Here is a 14,039-nt window from a genome sequence, read left to right as displayed (position 1 = left end):
CAAATATTGGTTTGGCGACCAGAAATCTAGGAATCTACCGGGTTTCTGACCGAAAGTAATTAGGTCCGGGGCCCCCGGATTCATCCGTGGGGTCGATTCTAAAATCTAAAATCTAAAATCTAAAATCGATTGACCCCGCGCGCCCGGAGCGTCCTGTCAAAATCACAAATTCAAAAATCAGGAATGCCATTTTTGTATTTTGAGTTGCCCCGCGACCAATTTCCACTTTCTGCCCCGTAAATATTTTTAATAACCGAAACATTAGTTAATATTTTTTAATAAAGACTCGTGTTTACCGCCCTAGGGAATCAGCAATGGCTAATATCATGTTTGTGAAGGAAAATCGGGAAGTCATCGCAGCAGACGGAGCCAATTTGAGGCTTAAAGCTCTAGAAAACCGCATCGACTTGTACACATTTTCGGGAAAGATGATGAATTGCGGGGGCATCGGTCAATGCGGCACCTGCATTGTGGAAATTGTCGAGGGAAGTGAAAATCTCTCGCCCCGCACTGACTTTGAGAACCGCAAGCTCAAAAAAAAGCCCGAAAATTATCGGTTGGCTTGTCAAGCTACGGTCAACGGCCCGGTGAGTGTGAAGACTAAGCCGTGACTCTCAGAAGGTATGCGGCAGAAGGCTAGAGATGCTCTCTTATGCAGAAGGAAAGAAAAATTCAGAATGCAAGAATTTTGTTTTTTTTTCCTATTTCACTGTATAATTACGCCTCTTGCCGACCTAGGAAAAGAAAGTTGGTTTCTACGACAAATAAGAGGTTGGGCTGCGAGGCATCCACGCAGAAACTGGGTTTCGACGCTTGTCCGCAAGTCCTTCTTCTGTCTTCGAGTTTGCCTTTTGCCTTTGAGTGATATCCTAGTTGTGTGTGTTTTCCTATTTTCCGATAGAGGCGGGCGTCTTCATGGAAGTTAACGAATTAGGGTTTGTGGCAACCATTCTGTTTGTATTGGTTCCCAGCGTTTTTCTAATCATTTTGTACATTCAAACCGCTAGCCGTCAAGGCAGAAAAGATTAGCAACTGCTGCTATTTCTGTCTGGCGCAAGCTGGTTGCAAAAAAAAGCGCCAACAGATTTTTGCTGAGGCGCTTTTTTTGTTACGTGCTGAGTGTTGGCGGCTAACTGTTAACGTTGAGAGTTTAGCCGATCGTCCGGGCTAACAATACGGGACAATTGGCATAGACTCGCACGTAGTCTGATAGGGAATTTCCCAGGAGTCGATCGAGATCCACAAAGTTTTTGGCAACGTTGGGCCGCCGATCGGGGGAACCGATTACCAACAAGTCGGCATTCAGGTCGTCTGCAATCTTACAAATTGCTTCCCCTGGCTTGCCTGTGGCACTCACGCAGCGGTAGCTAACTCCCATTTGTTTCGCGAGTGCTACTGCGGGGGCTAATACGGGGTCTTTTTCAGCATTTGCTGTTAAATCTTCGGTGGATTTTCCAGTCAAATCTTTGGTGACGTGTACTAGAATTATCTCTCCGCCGCTGACTTCTTTGACAAAAGATAGGGCGAGTTCTAAGGATTGTTTGGCGGATTCGGATTTATCGAGGGCCACCATGACGCGCTTGATTCTTTTGACGTAAATGTCGTCTTTTACTAACAGCATCGGTCGGGATGTTAGCTGGAAAACGTACTGGCTGACTGAGTTTTCCAAAATCGATTGCAGCCGTCCGAGTCCCCGAGAACCCATAATTACTAAGTCGGATTGTTCTTCTTCTGCGACTTGGCAAACTGTTGTTTTCGGGTCTCCCTGTTTGAGCCGGGGATTGACTTTGCTGGGATCTATTTTTAAAGACTGGACTGCTTGTGCTAAAATCTTGCCTCCTTCTTCCAACTTGGCGGCCATGCCATCGGAGGTTACTTGGGGTGGCACGACGTGCAAGACGGTGACAGAGGTTTGTTGCAAGGAAGGGATGTCCATCAACATATTAAACATCTCTTCGCACAAGCCGCGACCGGCGACGGCTACTAAAATTTTTTCTATCATGGTTTTGGGCGTAAAAACAGTTGAGTTTTCTTGTGCGGCGTTAAACTAGGGCGTTGGTACTCTAGTTGCTTACTGTCAAGCATAAGCCTGAAGTTTGTCTTATGATTTGTAGAAATGTAGCGTTTTGGAACAATTTGTAAAGTGTTAGAGAACGATCGAACTCAACCAAAACTGACATCGGCTGGCGCCATTCAAAACCGGCCCGGGATGGACTCTGAGGGCTGGTTTGAATATTTGGTGCGAGTGTACCCCCACCATACTGACTACAGCGGTGCGGTTTGGCACGGTACTTATATGGCTTGGATGGAGGAAGCGCGGGTGGAAAGTTTGCGCTCTCTTGGCATTGAGTATGCTGATTGGGTGGCTCAGGGTTTGGAATTGCCCGTGGTGGAACTTTCGCTGCGCTACCACCGGGCTGTACAGATGGGGCAAGCTGTGGCAGTCAGAACGCGGATGACTGCTGGTGATGGTGTGCGGCTGGTTTGGGATTACGAAATTCGATCGCCCGATGCTCAAGAGTTATATGTGACGGCGCAGGTGACTTTGGTTGGTGTCGATCGGGAAAAGGGCAAGATTATCCGCCAATTGCCGCCGGCGCTGAAGGAGGCTTTGACCAGGCTTTCTGTTAAACCCTCAACCTAAGCTGCTGTTAACTAAAAAAAATAGTTTGTGCAGCGACAGTCAGGAGAGTTCGTAACTTTTGGTATCAATTCCAGTTATATCGGAATTAATATTACCCGAAATCAGGACACGGCTTTTGGAGTGTCCCTACAATCGATCGCGGTAGGGAAACGGCACTGCCGTGTCCTCATAATTCCGGCGCAGCCGGAATTGATATGAATCAATCCATTCGCCGCCCAAATTTTCTTTCGTCACGTACCCAACAAAACTGCATTCAGCCTTCGCGGGAACTTTTAATAATGTCAAAAAACCTGGGATTGCCCGATCAAAATATTGAAATACAGCGCAATATTTGGCAAAATAATGAGTTAAACTCTGCCTTGACAACTGAAGAGAAAACTATTGTTTCGGGAAACCCGGACAGTTTAAAAAACGGTGAATTAGCTGACAGTCAAGGTAAAATTTGGGCGATCGTATCGCTGTCGGCGGCGCTGCTAGCGGTGTCGCTGGCTGCGATTTTTATTCGGTTGAGCGAACGGGAAATCGGCCCGAATGCTACTGTTTTCAACCGTTTGTGGATAGCAACTGCAGTATTTGGACTGTGGAATGGTGCGGATGCTGTGCGCCGCCGAATGTCTGGGGATGAAGTTGAAGAGCGATCGAGCTACACTCTGCGCGATTTGATACTGTTAACAGCGGTAGGCGTCGTTTCTTCTGCTTCTTTGGGTTTCTGGGCTTGGTCGCTGACTCAGACTAATGTCGCTAATTCTACGGTACTGCGAAACTTAACTCCTTTATTTACTACTTTGGGGGGATGGCTGCTGTTGGGGCGGCGTTTTGACAGCAGGTTTTTGCTGGGACTGGCGGTAGCTTTGTCCGGCGCAATTGCGATCGGAATGGACGATTTGCAAGCTGCGAGAGAAAACTTTTCCGGCGACATTGCTGCTCTTTTATCGGCGATGTTTTATGCAGGAAATCTGCTAATTGCAGAACATTTGCGAACCAAGTTTCCGGCGACAACAATATTGATGTGGCGCTGTTTTATTGGCAGTATATTGATTTTACCGCTCGTGCTGCTTGCGGGCGATCGAGTTTTCCCGTATTCTTGGCAGGGATGGCTGGCTGTAATTGCTTTGGCCGTGATTTGCCAAGCTTTCGGTCAGGGACTTCTCATCCACAGTCTCGGTCGTTTGTCATCGGGCTTTGTAGCTCTTTTCCTGCTGCTCGAACCCGCGATCGCCGCTATTATTGCCTGGGTGCTGTTTTCGGAAAGTTTGAGCTTGTTTAATTGGTTGGCTTTCTCCGTGGTTTTGGCTGGAATATATTTGGCAAAATCTAGCATTTCTGCCGATAAAAAATGAAACCCAAAGGAAAAAAATAAATGGTTGCAAAATCAATTGGCATGAATTCCTGGCATTACGAGTTTAGTTTGCTGCCTCAATATTTAGAGGTGCTATTTGCTAAATTGCGGATTGCTGTCGTGTTCGGTGGCGACTGCGATCGCCCAGAATCTGTGATTTACAAAACTCACAATCCCCGCTCTTGGAAGAGTTACGAAGTCGTCGCCCGCGAGATTGCTAAAGCATTAGCAGAAATTGGCTTTAAGCACGTCTTTGTCATGCCTGACGACATGAACTTACCAGAACAACTCAAACAAAAAAACATCCATTTAGTGTGGCTGAATACTGGCGGAGTCCAGGGCTACAATCCTGTTTGTCACACTCCCGCTTTGTTGGAAATGTTGGGAATGCCTTATGTCGGTCACAATCCTTTAAACAGTTCAACTTTAGATAACAAACACGCTTTTAAACGGGAACTGCAATCCGTCGGAATAAAAACCGCTCCTTTTATGACTTGGCATCCTTCTCAAGGGATTTTGCAGCCTAATTTGCACGAGCGTTTTGCAATTGCTTTCGGCGAGTATCAAGGGCCTTTTGTTGTTAAACCAGTATCCGGCCGCGCTTCGCTGCACGTTCATTTTGTAGACAAGATTGAAGGCTTGTCTCAGGCAGTTTTGGAAGTTCACCGAGCAACTCACAATACTGCTTTAATTGAAAAGTATTTGCCTGGTCGAGAATTTTGTGTAGCGGTTTGTGGGTATATTACTTATGCTAAAGGCGGTTTTTATAAAAATCCGAAACCCTTTGCTTTTTCGACGATTGAACGAGTTCTGGAGTCGGAGGAGCGCATCTTTACTTCAATGGATAAAAAGGCGATTACAGCCGATCGAGGACGGTTGATAGGCGCTGAGGAACCTGAACTAAAACAAAAGTTAATTGAGTTAGCTCGGAAAATTTATTGGGAGTTTAGTTTGAACAGTTTGGTGCGAATTGATGTCCGAAGTGATGCTGATGGCTCGCTTTATGTTTTGGAAGCAAATCCGAAACCGGATCTGAAACATCCAGGGGAAAATGTGACGAGTTTGGTGGCTTTAGGTTTGGCGGAATACGGGATGAGTTATAACGATTTAATTTTTAGTTTACTGGCGGATAGGTTGGATTATTTGCTGACTCAGCATATCGAGATTATTCCTCATATTGTGGATTTGCTTCGCTAATCGGACTTGCCCAGAATATCTGAATGTAGAGTGGGCAGTGCGCACCTTACCTATGCGATTTTTGTAAACAAATATAAATTGTCGAGCCAAGTGAACACAGGCGCGCAACTTGTGATAGCTTTGAGTAACATAGCGATTTCTGGATCTCCCTTTTTTGGGACAAGCATCAAGGTAACTTAATTTATATCAATTAGATAAAACAAATGGAAGCATTACTTTTATTAATAGGATTTGGAGGCGGGGCATTAGTCTGCTGGCTAATTTTGAATAAGCGAAACTCTCGCAATTTGGTGCGGATGCAGGGTTCGCATGAGGCTATATCAAAATTGGCGTCGCAGTTGGATGCCAGAAATTCGGAATTGCGGCAAAAGGTTCAGAGTGAAAATCACCTAAATTCTGAACTGTCCCAGTTGCAAAGTCGGTTGGCAAATGTGACTGACGAGCAAGCTTTTTTAAATAATCAAGTGTCGGAATTGGAAGAAATATTGGCAGGAATTGCCCAGGAGCGATCGCAAGTTAATTCTCTGATTGCTGATTTGCAGTTTCAGCTAGAAAATGCTCAACAAGCTGAGTCGCAGTTAGCGAAAGTGGCAGAACTTCAATCTCAGTTGGAAGTTGCGGATCGGGAGCGATCGCAACTTAACGCTCAAATACTGGAAATGCAAGCAGAGTTAGAGACATTTGATGCAGAACGTTCTCAATTTCACGATCTGCTGTCTGAATTTGACAGTCAGTTGGAAACTGTCAGTCAAAGCAGATTGCAGGTACAGTACCAGTTGTCGGAAATTCAAATTAAGTTCGATCGCTCGATAATTGAGCGGGAGCAGCTTCAGTCTCAACTTTCTGGTTTGCAAGCTCAACTGGAATTAGTCGAAGGAGAGCGATCGCAATTTACCGATCGATTGTCGCAGTCCCAAACTAAAATTGAAAATGCCAATGCAGAACGAGAACTGCTCAACTCTCAATTGCAAACCGCTCGCGAACAACTAGAGCAACCTCAACCTGAATTATTAGAACTGGAAAGACAGTTAGAAGCTGCTAATCGGGAGAAAATGCAGTTACACTCTCAATTTTCGGAGCTGCAAAGTCAATCAGAAATGGTTGTTCGAGAGCGAGAACAACTGCTGTCTCAGTTGTCTGAATTGCAGGCTCAGATAAATCGCAGCGAGGGAGAGAGATCGCTGCTTCAGTCTCAGTTATCGGAACTGCAAGCTCAATTAGCAACTGCTAACACAGAACGATCGCAGCTTTATGCTCAACTCTCGGAATTCCCTGCTCAAATCGAAACAGCTAATCAAAATCAAACTCAACTTCAATCTCAAGTATCCGAATTAGAAAAACAGTTAGAAAGTGTAGGTCAAACTCGCTCCGAATTAGAATCTCAGCTAGAAACTGCTAACACAGAACGATCGCACCTTTACTCTCAAGTGTCAGAAATTCAAAGTCAAACCGAGACAGCAACTCAAAATCAAGCTCAACTTCAATCTCAAATATGCGAGTTAGAACATCAGCTAGAAACTGTGCGTCAAAGTCGCTCTGAATTGGAATTTCAGCTCACTTCTCAACTCTCGGAATTCCAAGCTCAAATCGAGACAGCCAATCAAAATCAAAATCAACTTCAATCTCAAGTATCCGACTTAGAAAATCAGCTAGAAAGTGTAGGTCAAACTCGCTCCGAATTAGAATTTCAGCTCACTTCTCAACTGTCGGAATTCCAGACTCAAACCGAGACAGCAAACCAGAATCAAAATCAACTTCAATCTCAAATATCCGAATTAGAAAATCAGTTAGAAAGTGTGCGTCAAAGTCGCTCACAATTGGAATCTCAGCTAGAAACTGCTAACACAGAACGATCGCACCTTTACTCTCAAGTGTCAGAACTTCAAAGTCAAACCGAGACAGCAAATCAAAATCAAGCTCAACTTCAATCTCAAGTATCCGAATTAGAAAATCAGTTAGAAAGTGTGCGTCAAAGTCGCTCTGAATTGGAATCTCAGCTAGAAACTGCTAACATAGAACGATCGCACCTTCATTCTGAGCTCTCGGAAACTCAAAGTCAAATCGAGACAGCCAACCAGAATCAAGCTCAACTTCAATCTCAAATATCCGAGTTAGAACATCAGCTAGAAACTGTGGGTCAAACTAATTCACAATTGGAATCTCAGCTCACTTCTCAACTTTCGGAATTCCAAAGTCAAATCGAGACCGCAAACCAGAATAAAGCTCAACTTCAATCTCAAGTATCCGACTTAGAAAATCAGTTAGAAACTGTAGGTCAAACTCGCTCAGAATTAGAATTTCAGCTCACTTCTCAACTGTCGGAAATTCAATGTCAAATCGAGGCAGCAAACCAGAATCAAAATCAACTTGAATCTCAAATATCCGAATTAGAAAATCAGTTAGAAAGTGTGCGTCAAAGTCGCTCACAATTGGAATCTCAGCTAGAAACTGCTAACACAGAACGATCGCACCTTTATGCTCAACTCTCGGAAATTCAATGTCAAATCGAGGCAGCCAACCAGAATCAAACTCAACTGCAATCTCAAGTATCCGAGTTAGAACATCAGCTAGAAACAGTTTATCAAGAACGCTTGCAGCTAACATCGCAACTTGTCGAAACGGGCGATCGACAATCTGAGCATTTTGACTCGGAATCAGGGCAAATTGAAGCATCTACATCAGATACCCAAGTTTTGAATAGTAAAAAATTTGTTGTTTCTCAGCAGGGTCAAGGCGATTATACTACTATTAGCGAAGCGGTGACAAATGCAGCACCTGGCACGCGTATTTACGTGCATCCAGGCGTTTATCGCGAAAGTCTCATTCTCGACAAAGCGGTAGAAATTATCGGCTGCGGAGAGGTCGATCGCATTGTTGTTGAAAGTATCAACTCAAACTGCATTAAAATGCAAACAGACAGTGCTTTAGTGCGGGGTTTAATGCTGAGGGCGACGGGGAAATATTACGCTGTAGATATTCGCAAAGGTGAGTTGATAGTAGAAGACAGCGATATCACTTCTGCGGACTATTCTGTTATAGGAATTTGCGGCCATGATGCAAATTCTACCATCCGCCGCAGTCAAATTCATGATGGGGTATGGAACGGAATTTTTCTATCGGATAATGGGAAAGCAACGGTGGAAGATTGCAGTATTTTTGACAACGGCTGTTTGGGAATAGGTGTCGGATTGGGAGGAAAATTGATCGTGCGCCGGTGTCGGATTAAGGGTAATGAAGGTGAGGCGATCGCCGTTTACAGAGATGGCATCGCTACCGTGGAAGATTGCGATTTAACAGGGAATTCTGGGGGTGCTTGGCGCATTGCAGATAACGGATACGTGCGCGGCCAAGGCAATCGAGAATAGAAGAAGTTCGGCAACGGATTCTGTAACGGATTTAAGTAATATCAATTCCGGCGCAGCCGGAATGATATAGAGGACACGGCAGTGCCGTTTCCCTACGCCAGATTTATTGTAGGGACACGGCACTGCCGTGTCCTGATTTCGGGTGATATTAATTCCGGTGCAGCCGGAATTGATATTACTTCGGAATTCCTAATAATCTAGCCGGATTTTCTTTGGTCATTAAATCAATTTCCGGCTGAGAAATGCCTTCATTCATCAATTTTTTGACAAATAACTCGTAACCTTCGGCTGGTAAAGGATCGGGTTTTCTGCCCAAATCTGTACTCAGAACAAAATGCTCGGCTCCTATTAATTTGATAGCAGCCGCCATGCGCTCCATCGAAACATGATGCCAGTTTCTATGTCCTTCGTCAGCAGCATTTTCTCCCATCAAATCGTTGACAAATGCTAATTCTAGAAAAGCTCCCATTGCGGCGGCTGTTTGCATATTTTTTAAAGACAAACCGGGTACATCGGCCATTGCGTGGGTGATCAGGATGTTTTTAATGTTGAGAAGGTTGGCTTGTCGGACAACGGCCATAACTTCTTCTGAGGAAATATGCCCGGTTTCCAGCACCAAATTTTCTCTAGCTACCATCTTGAGTACCGCTTCAGTTTCCGGTAGAATCTTGCCATTTTCCGCGACTTTAATCCCAATTCCCGACTTGTGAAAAACCTTTAAATGATGCTCGGAATCAACTGTTGGCAGCCACACTACTTTACCGTATTTGCCGCCGATGCGGTGCATTGCTTCTACAGCGTCGGGATTAAGACCGCCTACAGAATGATTGAGAACAATTCCTCCGAAAACTTCGATTTCTGGTACTATTTTATTAACTAGAACTGCCCGTGCTGCTGTACTCGCAAAGTGATTTTTTAAGACAACAGCCTTCATGTGCGATCGCGCCGCTGACTTAGCTACCTCAAAATCATCCAACCTGCGGGGAATTACATCAGGAGAAGAATGGATGTGAAAGTCGATCGCACCTTCAATAATACTCTCTTGTGAGTTAGCAAACGGTGGCTCTCCCAAAGCATACACTGGTAAAGAAAAGGAAGAGAAAACTAGCCAAAATACCGCTGTTATTCTGATGATGTAAACCGCCGAATAGTAAATTGCCGAATAGTAAGCCGCCGAATAGAATTCGGGGCTACACAAACAAAGTCCGCCTGCGCGGACTGGAGAAGTGGAAATTTTAAGCAATTTATAAAAAAGATTTAACCGCATTTGCTAAAGCTTCTGCATTCTCTTCGTGCATACCCAATGAACCAGGAATAACTCGCGATTCAACACCCGGTAATTCCGTTAATGCTTCCATTTCAGCCTTTGATTTTGGCGGCGCATTTTCAGCAATTACAACCATCACCGGTACTGCTAGTTGTTGGAATTTTGCTACAAATTCTTCTCGCGTTTTTGCCGGATCTAAACCACCAGTCACAAAAGCCGCCGAACCGTACCTCGCCCCTGCTTTTTGCGTAACTTGCCATTTGCTTTGGATGAAATCGGGCGTGACTTTTGCAGCATCGGCGTAGACGTGGCGACGGTACATCAAACTGAGGAATGACGGCACAGTATTCAGTTTGTAAAGGAATTGACCTAAAAAGGGCGATCGCACTAATTCTCTCACCATTCCGTGCCACCCGCTTTGCTGTTTGCTCATCGTCGGCAAAGGCCCGCGCCAAGTCGGCGCAGCTAACACAATCTTTGACCAAACATTGGGCTTTGACTGCGCTAATTGCATCGCATAACCCGCCGCGTGACCGGCCGCAACTACAGCAACAGGACTATTAAAAATTGACTCAACAAAATCCTTGAGAAATTGATGGTATAATTGCGGTTGGTAGTCGGTGCGCGGGCGATCCGATTCGCCGAAACCCGGCCAATCTAAGCTCACAACTTGAAATTGGGGAGCTAACAATTCTGCTAAAGGACGCATTTCTTCTCGCGTGGAAACCGTACTGAATGCCGGCAGCAGCAATACAGAATTTCCCTGTCCTCTGGTTTCGTAAATAACTTTGATTTGCGTGGCTTTCCAGTTCCAGAGATATTCCTGAACTGCGGCGGGATAGTTGCTAGAATTGGTTTTTGTTAAATCTGTAGTTTGAGTCACGGCTGGTTATCCTGTTAATTTGCTTCGGCTTGCTCGCTCAATTCGCAAGCAAGTGCCTTGTTTCTCATCATTTGAAAGATGTTGTAAAATCCGTTAGCGCGGGAGGGTGTCAGGCTCACATTCAATCCCGTATCTTGAATGAAATCTGGGGTGACGCTAACAATTTCGGCTGGCGTCAATCCGCTCAAACCTTCCACGAGCAAGCCAACTAATCCTTTGACTAACTGAGCGTCTGAATCGCCTTGAAACGAAACTTTTCCGTCGGCTAAATTGGCAGTAATATAAACTTGCGACACGCAGCCCGAAACTTTGTTTTCCGGCAATTTATCGCTTTCGGGAAATGCTGGGAGTCGCTTAGCGTACCACAGCAGTTGTTCGTAGCGCTGTTTCGGGTCGGAGTGTCGCTGAAAGCGCTGGACGATTTTAGCTAGGGCTGCGGGTAGCGCGGTGTTTGCGGACATGATTTCGAGTAGCGGTTTACTTCGTTAATATTATACATTTAATTTTGCCGGCGGGTGCGATCGACTGCTCATCTGTTGGGAGTGAAGCCGTCTTAAGGTTAATAGGTTATTGTGGTAAACAAGTGCGATCGTTCCGCAAAAAAGGAGAATATATGGTATTTAGTGCTATTAACGAAGATTGGTGTCGAGTCGTAATGAACCGCGAAACGCGCAGAATCGTTAAAAGCTTGCAGCCCAGTCAATTGAAAGCCTTAGAAATCTCTGGCGACAGTTGGGGGAATTGGGAGTCTTTCAAAAGCTATAAATCGCTGAAATATCCAGATTTTGATATTTGCGAGTATTGCCTCGACGAAACCTTTGATTTGATAATTGCAGAGCAGATATTTGAACACCTGCTTTGGCCTTACCGCGCTGGAAAAAATATATATAAAATGCTGGATAGCGACGGTTATTTTTTAATAACCACACCATTTTTAATTCGCATTCACAATTATCCTACAGACTGCTCTCGCTGGACAGAAACTGGCATCAAATACTTGCTTGCTGAATGCGGTTTTAATTTGGAACGCATTCAAACAGGAGCGTGGGGAAACCGAGCTTGTGTAATGGCAAACTTTGCAAGGTGGGAGATTTACAGCCCCTCGATTCATTCGCTAGCAAACGAGCCGGATTTTCCCTTGGTAGTTTGGGCGATCGCGCAAAAATAGCTCCGGGCGATCGCGTTTAACTCGCTAGCGGCGGCAAACCGCGCAACTGTCGCAGGGAATTGATACACAACGGGCAGTCGCAGCCAAACAACGCCACGGCAGCATCGCTTTCTTCTTCCGAAAAATCCAGCATCGCCACCGGCTGGCCATCCGGCGACTGCCAACTGATTCTCGGTTTAGAATTAGCAGCGGCAGCTTTGGCAGGAAGCCGAACGCAAGTCAGACGCTGAGTGTGGGGCGATCGCACGCAGTTGGGCGAATCAGCCGGTTGGCCTGGTGTTTCGCCAATTTGAGCGGGATTTGCGATCGCGCTCAAAGACATCACAGATCCAAACAGCGTCGGACTTACCAGTAGTGTGAGGAGCAATTTATTCATTTGTCCTCCTTAAAAACTTCAACGTATACAGTAGCGGATTATCTGTGGAAATTCCACAAAGTTTTCGTCCCACCTCAGTACGATTTGCCGTTATATCAATTCCGGCTGCACCGGAATGATATAGAGGACACGGCAGTGCCGTGTCCCTACAATAGATCGTGGTAGGGACACGGCACTGCCGCGTCCTCCGTTTATATCATTCCGATGCTAACGGAATTGATATTATTAAGGCTTAAAAGCCGAATATTTGCCACCCAAACATCGAATAATTGTCCGCGTATTAGCAACCAGCATTTTCTGATAAGTATCGCCTTCGCTCGCCAGTTTAAGATTTGTTGCAATTTTAGTAAATTTAGCTCGCGAGTGATAACAAATTCATCCAATGCGGGTAAACTGATTTCAGCAAGGGCAACTCGAAGCAGCGAACAAGTTTACCTCAGAAACCAGGTGGGGAGTGATGAGTACAGTTTTAGTGGTGGAAGATTCCCGCAGCCAGCGGGAGTGCATTTCACATCAGTTGAGATGCAGCGGATTGAATGTAATTCAGGCATCTGACGGTGTGGAAGCACTGGCTAAAATTGAGAAAAATTACCCGGATTTAGTATTATTAGATATCATAATGCCCCGTCTAGACGGCTACGGTGTTTGCCGTTTAATTAAAGCTAATCCCCAAACTCGAAATATACCAGTCGTATTTTTAACAGGAAAGGGACAGCAGTTAGGTTTATTGTCTAGGGCGATCGATCGCGCTGAGGCTTATGTTAGCAAACCTTGGCAGCCAAGGGAACTCTTAACAACGATCCAAAAAGTTTTGCTCAATGCCAATATTAAGTTCGATCGAGCTTCCGCCGACGCTTGGACAGAATACGGTATCTTAAACTTAAGTACAGTCGAACTGTATCAAAGCCGTGCCGATGCTTGGACAAAATACAGCGCCCAAATTATTAAATTATACGATTCCAGCTTAGCAGCTTTCAAGCAAGCTTTGGCAATTGAACCGAGTCACTCCAATGCAAACAAGTACCGAAACCGAGTCGAGACAATCCGGGCAATTTTGATGAAAAAATTAGAGCAAACTCAACCTTGCAAAGTCTGCGATTATTATTACGGCAAGGACGGCATCAATTGTGCGGTGCATCCGGCTGGCCGCCCTCAAGAACTGTGTCGCGATTGGGAATTTAATTAAACTAAAATGAAAACAAATAACCGCGCTTACTTGGAAAAGTTGCTGCAAGAAAGAAACGAACATCCCGAAAGAATGGCGGAAATTGATGAGAAGATAGATGCAACTTTTCGCCAAAATTACGCAATTTTAGTAATGGATATGTCGGGATTTTCGCGCACGACTCTCCGCTACGGAATCATTCATTTTTTGGCAATGATTCACCGGATGCACGGAATTGTCAAACCGATAATTTCAGAATGCGGCGGCACTTTAGTTAAGGAAGAAGCAGACAATATTTTTGCAGTTTTTCCAGATGTTAAATCAACTGTGGAAGCTGCGATCGACTCTTTGAAGCAAACGGCGGCTGTCAACACGACACTGCCGCCGGAAATGGATATTCACCTCTGTATTGGTATTGGCTGCGGCGATGTTTTGATGCTGGAAGGAGAGGATATGTACGGATCGGAATTTAATCTGGCATCCAAGCTGGGAGAAGATTTGGCGGAACGGGGAGAAATTTTGCTCACCTCAGCAGCATTTGAAAAGTTGGAAGGTGACAAGCAAGATTGGAAAAAAGTGGAACTTTCGATTTCAGGTTTGGAATTGGTGGCGTACAAGCGGCTGTAATCAACTTA

General features: G+C 45.1%; 15 protein-coding genes. 9 read left to right on the top strand and 6 right to left on the bottom strand.

Annotation, left to right across the window (positions count from 1 at the left end; translation table 11 throughout):
• Positions 1-314 precede the first annotated feature (314 nt).
• Positions 315-611, top strand: coding sequence for a 2Fe-2S iron-sulfur cluster-binding protein (locus tag QUA02_RS03055; protein ID WP_333025215.1), 297 nt, complete (start codon positions 315-317; stop codon positions 609-611).
• A 304-nt stretch (positions 612-915) separates the two neighbouring features.
• A complete protein-coding gene (gene psbM, locus QUA02_RS03050; protein WP_332985421.1) occupies positions 916-1,029 on the top strand; it encodes a photosystem II reaction center protein PsbM in 114 nt (37 codons plus the stop codon).
• A 121-nt stretch (positions 1,030-1,150) separates the two neighbouring features.
• Here the strand turns inward: psbM and QUA02_RS03045 are convergent, their stop codons facing one another.
• Entirely contained in the window at positions 1,151-2,002 is an 852-nt protein-coding gene (locus QUA02_RS03045) for a universal stress protein (RefSeq protein WP_333025214.1), read from the bottom strand.
• 141 nt (positions 2,003-2,143) lie between these two features.
• On the opposite strand from QUA02_RS03045, the gene QUA02_RS03040 reads away from it, so the two are divergent.
• The gene (locus tag QUA02_RS03040; protein ID WP_333025213.1) at positions 2,144-2,644 is read left to right on the top strand and encodes an acyl-CoA thioesterase; all 501 of its coding nucleotides are present in this window, start codon (positions 2,144-2,146) and stop codon (positions 2,642-2,644) included.
• Between the two features lie 126 nt (positions 2,645-2,770).
• Here QUA02_RS03040 and QUA02_RS03035 read toward each other — a convergent pair whose 3' ends face one another.
• Positions 2,771-2,929 carry a hypothetical protein gene (locus tag QUA02_RS03035; RefSeq protein WP_333025211.1) on the bottom strand — a complete coding sequence of 53 codons (159 nt, stop codon included), beginning with the start codon at positions 2,927-2,929 and terminating at the stop codon, positions 2,771-2,773.
• On the opposite strand from QUA02_RS03035, the gene QUA02_RS03030 reads away from it, so the two are divergent.
• The 3 genes from QUA02_RS03030 to QUA02_RS03020 all read left to right on the top strand — a co-directional run bounded on the left by QUA02_RS03030 (position 2,923) and on the right by QUA02_RS03020 (position 8,545).
• On the top strand, positions 2,923-3,984 hold the full coding sequence (locus QUA02_RS03030) for a DMT family transporter (RefSeq protein ID WP_333025210.1): 1,062 nt from the start codon (positions 2,923-2,925) through the stop codon (positions 3,982-3,984). The genes QUA02_RS03035 and QUA02_RS03030 overlap by 7 nt on opposite strands.
• 20 nt (positions 3,985-4,004) lie before the next feature.
• Positions 4,005-5,180, top strand: coding sequence for a D-alanine--D-alanine ligase family protein (locus QUA02_RS03025; protein ID WP_333025208.1), 1,176 nt, complete (start codon positions 4,005-4,007; stop codon positions 5,178-5,180).
• Positions 5,181-5,383: 203 nt separating this feature from the next.
• Positions 5,384-8,545, top strand: a complete 3,162-nt coding sequence (locus tag QUA02_RS03020; RefSeq protein ID WP_333025207.1) for a right-handed parallel beta-helix repeat-containing protein — start codon at positions 5,384-5,386, stop codon at positions 8,543-8,545.
• 175 nt (positions 8,546-8,720) lie between these two features.
• Here QUA02_RS03020 and QUA02_RS03015 read toward each other — a convergent pair whose 3' ends face one another.
• The 3 genes from QUA02_RS03015 to QUA02_RS03005 are packed head-to-tail and all read right to left on the bottom strand — an operon-like array spanning position 8,721 to position 11,156.
• Complete coding sequence (locus QUA02_RS03015; protein WP_333025206.1) at positions 8,721-9,788, bottom strand: DUF6282 family protein; 1,068 nt, start codon at positions 9,786-9,788, stop codon at positions 8,721-8,723.
• A gap of 1 nt (position 9,789) precedes the next feature.
• Positions 9,790-10,695, bottom strand: a complete 906-nt coding sequence (locus QUA02_RS03010) for an alpha/beta fold hydrolase (protein ID WP_333025205.1) — start codon at positions 10,693-10,695, stop codon at positions 9,790-9,792.
• A gap of 14 nt (positions 10,696-10,709) precedes the next feature.
• Complete coding sequence (locus tag QUA02_RS03005) at positions 10,710-11,156, bottom strand: SufE family protein (protein ID WP_332977995.1); 447 nt, start codon at positions 11,154-11,156, stop codon at positions 10,710-10,712.
• 152 nt (positions 11,157-11,308) lie between these two features.
• Here QUA02_RS03005 and QUA02_RS03000 point away from each other — a divergent pair, with 152 nt between their 5' ends.
• Positions 11,309-11,863, top strand: coding sequence for a methyltransferase domain-containing protein (locus tag QUA02_RS03000; protein WP_333025204.1), 555 nt, complete (start codon positions 11,309-11,311; stop codon positions 11,861-11,863).
• Between the two features lie 16 nt (positions 11,864-11,879).
• Here the strand turns inward: QUA02_RS03000 and QUA02_RS02995 are convergent, their stop codons facing one another.
• On the bottom strand, positions 11,880-12,239 hold the full coding sequence (locus QUA02_RS02995) for a hypothetical protein (RefSeq protein ID WP_333025203.1): 360 nt from the start codon (positions 12,237-12,239) through the stop codon (positions 11,880-11,882).
• 457 nt (positions 12,240-12,696) lie between these two features.
• On the opposite strand from QUA02_RS02995, the gene QUA02_RS02990 reads away from it, so the two are divergent.
• Together QUA02_RS02990 and QUA02_RS02985 are read left to right on the top strand one after the other, a co-directional pair.
• The gene (locus tag QUA02_RS02990; RefSeq protein WP_333025202.1) at positions 12,697-13,425 is read left to right on the top strand and encodes a response regulator; all 729 of its coding nucleotides are present in this window, start codon (positions 12,697-12,699) and stop codon (positions 13,423-13,425) included.
• 6 nt (positions 13,426-13,431) lie between these two features.
• Entirely contained in the window at positions 13,432-14,031 is a 600-nt protein-coding gene (locus QUA02_RS02985; protein ID WP_333025201.1) for an adenylate/guanylate cyclase domain-containing protein, read from the top strand.
• Positions 14,032-14,039 lie beyond the last annotated feature (8 nt).

Origin of the sequence: Microcoleus pseudofavosus SVA1_A4 (assembly GCF_036700565.1) — a bacterium.
GTDB lineage: Bacteria > Cyanobacteriota > Cyanobacteriia > Cyanobacteriales > Microcoleaceae > Microcoleus.
Note: the sequence above shows the minus strand (reverse complement) of the source record. Positions and strands in the feature narration are given on the sequence as shown.

Bases quoted from the DNA above. Each gene is read 5' to 3' on its own strand.
- QUA02_RS02990 (WP_333025202.1), top strand. From the start codon at position 12,697: ATGAGTACAGTTTTAGTGGTGGAAGATTCCCGCAGCCAGCGGGAGTGC.
- QUA02_RS03020 (WP_333025207.1), top strand. From the start codon at position 5,384: ATGGAAGCATTACTTTTATTAATAGGATTTGGAGGCGGGGCATTAGTC.
- QUA02_RS02985 (WP_333025201.1), top strand. From the start codon at position 13,432: ATGAAAACAAATAACCGCGCTTACTTGGAAAAGTTGCTGCAAGAAAGA.
- psbM (WP_332985421.1), top strand. From the start codon at position 916: ATGGAAGTTAACGAATTAGGGTTTGTGGCAACCATTCTGTTTGTATTG.
- QUA02_RS03005 (WP_332977995.1), bottom strand. From the start codon at position 11,156: ATGTCCGCAAACACCGCGCTACCCGCAGCCCTAGCTAAAATCGTCCAG.
- QUA02_RS03045 (WP_333025214.1), bottom strand. From the start codon at position 2,002: ATGATAGAAAAAATTTTAGTAGCCGTCGCCGGTCGCGGCTTGTGCGAA.
- QUA02_RS03025 (WP_333025208.1), top strand. From the start codon at position 4,005: ATGGTTGCAAAATCAATTGGCATGAATTCCTGGCATTACGAGTTTAGT.
- QUA02_RS03000 (WP_333025204.1), top strand. From the start codon at position 11,309: ATGGTATTTAGTGCTATTAACGAAGATTGGTGTCGAGTCGTAATGAAC.
- QUA02_RS03030 (WP_333025210.1), top strand. From the start codon at position 2,923: ATGTCAAAAAACCTGGGATTGCCCGATCAAAATATTGAAATACAGCGC.
- QUA02_RS03055 (WP_333025215.1), top strand. From the start codon at position 315: ATGGCTAATATCATGTTTGTGAAGGAAAATCGGGAAGTCATCGCAGCA.
- QUA02_RS02995 (WP_333025203.1), bottom strand. From the start codon at position 12,239: ATGAATAAATTGCTCCTCACACTACTGGTAAGTCCGACGCTGTTTGGA.